Annotated in this window: 2 protein-coding genes; both read left to right on the forward strand. The window is 34.1% G+C overall.

Annotation, left to right across the window (positions count from 1 at the left end; translation table 11 throughout):
• Nucleotides 1–57 precede the first annotated feature (57 nt).
• Complete coding sequence (locus Q0A18_RS13125; protein WP_292010605.1) at nucleotides 58–1131, forward strand: protein rep; 1074 nt, start codon at nucleotides 58–60, stop codon at nucleotides 1129–1131.
• Nucleotides 1132–1290: 159 nt separating this feature from the next.
• Complete coding sequence (locus Q0A18_RS13130) at nucleotides 1291–1893, forward strand: helix-turn-helix transcriptional regulator (protein WP_292010606.1); 603 nt, start codon at nucleotides 1291–1293, stop codon at nucleotides 1891–1893.
• The last annotated feature ends 1404 nt before the right edge of the window (nucleotides 1894–3297 follow it).

Genomic DNA, 3297 nt, shown 5'->3' on the forward strand with positions numbered 1-3297 from the left:
AATCAAGTAAATAAACAAAGTTCAAGCTCCTGTTCACGTGGTGGATAGGAGCTTTTTATGTATTCGGAATTAAATCACCAAGATAAAAAAGAATTAAAAAGACAATTAAAAATAGAGTTAGACCAACAAGCGGTTCGAGTAAGTGGTAAATCCGAGATACCTGAAGAGAAGGTATCCTACCATTCGGGACAAGTTTTACATGATAAGAATATCTATGGTCAGGAAAGACCGTGGCAAAAACGAAAAATCGAGAATGTACGGTATGCCGAATATTTGGAAATTCTGGAATTTAAGAAAGCCCATAATGTCCATGACTGTGCTGAAACTATTAAGTATCGAGTTACGGACAATGGAGAAATGAAGTTGTATCAAGTTTGGTTTTGTAAATCTCGGTTGTGTCCGTTGTGCAATTGGCGTCGAGCCAATAAGAGCGCTAAACAGTTAGAAATGATTTTGAATGAAGCAGTTAAACGCCAACCTAAAGCTCGATTCTTTTTTTTAACGCTGACGACTAGAAATACATACAACAAAGAGGGGTTAAAAAAGGAATTAGGTAGATTTGGCCGTGCTGTATATAAATTAATGCAGTATAAAAAAGTGTCTAAGAACTTGTTAGGCTATGTTCGTTCGACGGAAATTACAGTCAATGAAGATGGCAGTTATCATCAGCACATGCATTTGTTGGTTATGGTTAAGAATACGTATTTTAAAGATTCTGGAAATTACCTTTCACAATCGGAATGGACAAAGCTTTGGCAACGGGCGATGAAATTAGGCTATACTCCGATAGTTAATGTGGAAGCAGTTAAAGCTAATCGTGCTAGGGGAAAAGGTTCACTAAAAGCGTCGGCACTGGAAACAGCGAAGTATCAGACTAAATCAGCAGATTATATGACCAAAGATGATGAACGCAATTTGACCGTGATTGATGATTTGGAATTTGCTTTGAAAGGTTCTCGACAAGTCAGTTTTGCGGGATTGTTGAAAGAAATTCGAAAAGATTTGCAACTTGATGATGTTGAAAATGGTGATTTAATTCATGCAAATAGTGAGAATGAAAAATTACCTGAAGTAGTTAAGGTTGCAGTGGCAAAATTTGATTACCAGAGAATGAATTATTTTTGGCGATAGAAATAAATTCATTTCTAGCTACTTTTTTTGGTTTTAATATGTTGTAGGATTGTGATTAACTCTGAAGAGTTCTGGTTGTGTAAAGTTTTTATTTAAATGTCGGGTGTCTTTCGGGTGACTGTCGTGTACGAGATTTTAAAAATAAGTTAGTATAAATTTATGAATAAATATAGAGTTTCTGAATTAAGAAAAGAAAAAGGCTGGACACAAGAAATGCTAGCTGAAAAGTCGTATATAACTGTTAGAACGATTCAGAGGTTGGAAGCAGGTGAAGATGTTAGCTTAGATACTTTAACTTCAATTTCAAATGCTTTATCTGTTAAAATTAGTGATTTATTTGAGGACATAGAGGAAGAAGAAAGAGAGGCTGAAATCATGGACGTTTCTAAAGAACAAGCGATTCAAATTGATTATAGGAAAAAGAAATTAGGCTCAATAAAACTTCTAGTAATAGCAATGATATTTACGACTATGTCCATCTTGGCTGTATCTATCATCAGCTATTCAACTAAGAATAATATAGTTCTATTTTGGTTATTATGGGTGAGTTTATTATTATTCTTGATAGCTGGCGCAAATTATTATTTGGAAATAAAAGTAAATAAGCAATTAGATAATGAATACCCGCTCACTAGAGGTGTCTCTATAGTAGAGAAAGAAAGGGAACCTATAGAGAATGTTTGGCAGTTTATTGCCCAATATTGGTGGATTGTTTTTCCTATAGGCGGATTTTTAAGTTGGCTTATTCCTTTTTTATTTTAAGAAATATAGGGGGAATATCATAAAAAATCGATTTTTCGATTACCATGATAAATATGTAAAAAGTTTGAATACTTAGAAAATGAATCGTGATTGATGATGAGATGTTTCAATGTTCAGATTATAGAAAATGATGGTATAATCTGGTTGTAAGAGAACGAGGTTCATTAAGTAAACCTCAAAAAAGCCCCGACTATCGTAAGTAGTCAGAGCTTTTTTTATTTTGTTTTAATGGTTATTTAACCACCATGCAAAATAAATTGAGATGATCTGAATGATTAAATTCAGTTCAAATTGTAAGAGAACTATATCGAGGTTCATTGGTCTCGCCTCCTGCTGAAAATTAAATAATCAACAGCAATTAGTATTTTAGCATGCTTCTTTGACCGCCCGTTTTTTTTAGGACGGTTTTTTATATCGAAAACTTTGCATTATGCTTAAACATAAATCTAATTAAAAATTAAATCAATCTACGAACGCTAATATAGCAAGCTTTTCGGGTGTTTATGAGTAGTTATGGAGTAGTTATAGGAGTAGCCACGGAGTAGCCATTCCGCGAAAATGTGTTATCACTAGGAATGCCGACACTGTCGGCTTATCAGCTTGTCTGATAACAGTTCCCCTTATGCTCTTTCTTTCAGAAACTCTAAAAGAAAAAATAAATTTGAAGTAGTGTAGTTAAAATGGCATAGGGAGCTCATATTTTGCATTTTAAGCCATTTGAGGTGGTTCTGCGAGGAAATGTATTGACGAGCGTTTTTGAGCCGTTAAGGAGCGTCTCTCCGAGCGTCAGTCGAGGATATACTGAGCCACAAGGGTTTAGGTTTTTGGTGACCTTTATATAAATATAATATATATTTGTTATTTAAAAATTTGGGAGTATAAGGATCCTTTAATACCAAGGAATAACAACTTTGAAATGCGACAAAAAGGTTGTGAAGTGCGACATTGTTATGGTTTTGTCGTATTTAATCAGTTTAAAAAATGATGATGGTTTTTTGAGGGGTGAAACGGAGTTTTTTCGGAGAAAAAATGGAGTTTTTTCTTATCTTGATACTATATAGAAACAACTCCATTTTTTTATTTCTAGCTTGACCCTTGATATGACGCGGTTTATACTGATTATCAAAGTGGAACGGCAAACGTCGTTATTGCAAATTTAAACAAAAAGAAAACCCACGTGCAAAATCTCTTCTTGGCGGTCGAGACACGTGAGTTTGAACTTGTAATATTTACTAGATATATTCTACGGGTCAGACCTTAATAAATCAAGTAAATAAACAAAGTTCAAGCTCCTGTTCACGTGGTGGATAGGAGCTTTTTATGTATTCGGAATTAAATCACCAAGATAAAAAAGAATTAAAAAGACAATTAAAAATAGAGTTAGACCAACAAGCGGTTCGAGTA

The organism is Chryseobacterium sp. (genome assembly GCF_022712095.1).
Classification (GTDB): Bacteria; Bacteroidota; Bacteroidia; order Flavobacteriales; family Weeksellaceae; genus Chryseobacterium.

Bases quoted from the DNA above. Each gene is read 5' to 3' on its own strand.
- Q0A18_RS13125 (WP_292010605.1), top strand. From the start codon at position 58: ATGTATTCGGAATTAAATCACCAAGATAAAAAAGAATTAAAAAGACAA.
- Q0A18_RS13130 (WP_292010606.1), top strand. From the start codon at position 1,291: ATGAATAAATATAGAGTTTCTGAATTAAGAAAAGAAAAAGGCTGGACA.